Annotated in this window: 1 pseudogene; it reads left to right on the forward strand. The window is 55.6% G+C overall.

Going from position 1 to position 809, the window contains the following annotated elements:
- Positions 1-67: 67 nt before the first annotated feature.
- A pseudogene (locus tag Q4551_RS16155) lies at positions 68-809 on the forward strand (IS3 family transposase); the annotation flags it as partial.

Genomic DNA, 809 nt, shown 5'->3' on the forward strand with positions numbered 1-809 from the left:
TGTAGTGGTTCAATGATTCCGGACACCAACGTAGGTGGTAAAATCGCCACCATAAACGAGGTGTCTGATGACCAGAAAACGACGTTCTTTTTCTCCTGAGTTCAAACAGGAAGCAGCCAGCCTGGTGCTGGATCAAGGTTACACGATTCCGCAGGCCAGCGTGTCCCTGGGGGTTGGTGAAAGCGCTGTTCGGCGGTGGGTTCAACAACTGGCAGACGAGCGTAAGGGCGTCACCCCGAAGGGTAAGGCCTTAACCCCGGAGCAGCGGCGAATTCAGGAGCTGGAAGCCCGCTGCAATCGCCTGGAGCGAGAGAAGGAAATATTAAAAAAGGCTACAGCTCTCTTGATGTCGGACGAGATGAATCGTACGCGCTGATAGACCGGTTGGGAGAGCAGGAGTCAATTGAACTGGTCTGTGAAGCGTTTGAAATCAACCGTTCTAGCTATTACGAGTACCGTCAACGGCGGAACCGTGTGGATGTGGAGCGCTTGGCCCTGAAGGCTCAGGTGAACCGCCTGTTTACCAAGAGCCGCAGTTCTGCCGGCAGCCGCACAATCAAAGGCTTGCTCCGCGAGGAAGGCGTTGTCGTCGGTCGCTTCAAAGTTCGACGACTGATGAGCGAGCTGGGGCTGATCTGTAAACAGCCAGGCCCTCATGCCTACAAACAGGCCACCGTTGAGCGACCGGATATCCCGAATCATCTGGATCGTGAGTTTACGGTAGAGCAACCCGACCAGGTCTGGTGTGGCGACATCACCTACATCTGGAGCGGCCGGCGATGGAGTTATCTGGCGGTGGTGCTGGATCT

The organism is Oceanobacter sp. 5_MG-2023, assembly GCF_030548165.1.
Lineage (GTDB): Bacteria > Pseudomonadota > Gammaproteobacteria > Pseudomonadales > Oceanobacteraceae > Oceanobacter.